At 63.6% G+C, this 1536-nt stretch carries 1 protein-coding gene and 2 pseudogenes; 2 read left to right on the top strand and 1 reads right to left on the bottom strand.

The genetic code is table 11. From position 1 onward, the window contains the following. Positions 1–98, bottom strand: a pseudogene (locus EN914_RS39635) (adenosine kinase); the annotation flags it as partial. Positions 99–328: 230 nt separating this feature from the next. Between EN914_RS39635 and EN914_RS35090 the strand changes: the two are divergent. Both EN914_RS35090 and EN914_RS35095 read left to right on the top strand, forming a co-directional pair. Then, positions 329–1261, top strand: coding sequence for a DMT family transporter (locus tag EN914_RS35090; protein WP_050580561.1), 933 nt, complete (start codon positions 329–331; stop codon positions 1259–1261). A gap of 87 nt (positions 1262–1348) precedes the next feature. Further along, positions 1349–1536, top strand: a pseudogene (locus tag EN914_RS35095) (cysteine biosynthesis protein CysZ); the annotation flags it as partial.

Below are 1536 nucleotides of genomic sequence, written 5' to 3' on the forward strand. Positions count from 1 at the left end.
CCCTTGATGATGCCGTTGGTCTCGAGGAATTCCTCGTCGCACTGGGCGATGATGTCGACAATGGCATTGCCGATGCAAAGCACGTCATAATCCGGCATCAAAATCTCCGCCAAAAACCCGAGCCGGCTTCTTGCCACGCCGGCCCGGCGCGGGTCTAGCGATTTGAAACCGGTTTGCCTAGGGCGTGACACGCAACTTTGGCGGAACAGGCAAAGGCGCATCAGCCGCGAGGCGCTATGACAATTCGACCGTGGCCGAAGCATTTCATCGCCGCACCGCCTATAAGCCTGGATCAGACGATCCCGCTTCGAAGGCGAGCCAGCCCCCAATGTCTACAAAAAGCATGTCGACGAAGAACGAGCCTGCAAAAAACGATCTGACCACCGACCTGGTACTGCTCGTCGTGCTGGCAGTGCTCTGGGGCGCCTCCTACACCTTCATCAAGATCGGCGTCGAAACCATCCCGCCGGTCACCTTCATTGCCGCCCGCACCCTGATCGCTGGCGGCATCCTGTTGGCCATCATCCGCTGGCGCGGGCTCGCCTTGCCGGGCGACGCTGCAAGCTGGCGCCGCTTCGCCTTCCAGGCCTGCCTCAACAGCGTTATTCCGTTCACCCTGATCGCCGCGGCCGAACGCTCGGTCGATGCCGGCCTCGCCACCATCCTCAACGCGACCTCGCCGATCTTCACCTTCCTCTTGACCGCGCTCATCACCCGCCACGAGCCGGTCACCTTGCGCAAACTGATCGGTGTGGGCGCCGGCATTGCCGGCATCTGCCTCATTATCGGCACGCAGGCGCTGGGTGGCCTCGGTCATGAATTGTGGGCGCAATTGGCAATCGTCGCCGCGACGGTCTGCTATGCCGGGGCCGCCATTTTCGGCCGCGGTTTCAAGGGCCTCGACCCAATGCTACCGGCCGCCGGTTCCATGCTGTGCGGCGCCGTCATCCTCGTGCCGCTCAGTCTGGTGTTCGACCAGCCGTGGACGCTGGCGCCATCGACCGCGTCGATCCTGGCCCTACTCGGCCTGTCGGTCTTTTCCACCGCGCTGGCCTTCGTCATCTATTTCCGCCTCATCCACACGCTGGGTTCGGTCGGCACCACCTCGCAGGCCTATCTGCGCGTGCCGATCGGCGTCGGCATCGGCGCTCTCTTCCTCGGCGAAAGTCTTGGTTCGACGGCATGGCTGGGCATGGGTTTTGTCGTGGCCGGGGTCGCTGCCATGACCATCCCGGTTCGAAAGCCGGCGTTTGCGCGGTAAACGCCAGCCAGCTTGTGCTCATGGCCTGCGCTGCCTATCTCGGAAGCATCCGCTTTTTAGGCGTCCGCTAACCGGGGGTGTGACAAGGTGATTTTCGACGCTGCCCGCGCTGCGGCCCTCGAGCTGATTTCGCCTCCCTTTCGGGCCGTGTTCGTCAAGACGCTGGGCTTGACCGTGCTGGCACTGGTGGCTCTGTGGTTCGGCCTGACCAGCCTCGTCGAGTGGCTGGCGCTGCCGTGGCTGCAGACGCTGTTGCCGGGCATGCCGTCCTGGGC

Origin of the sequence: Mesorhizobium sp. M7A.F.Ca.CA.001.08.2.1 (genome assembly GCF_003998455.1) — a bacterium.
Taxonomy (GTDB): domain Bacteria; phylum Pseudomonadota; class Alphaproteobacteria; order Rhizobiales; family Rhizobiaceae; genus Mesorhizobium; species Mesorhizobium ciceri.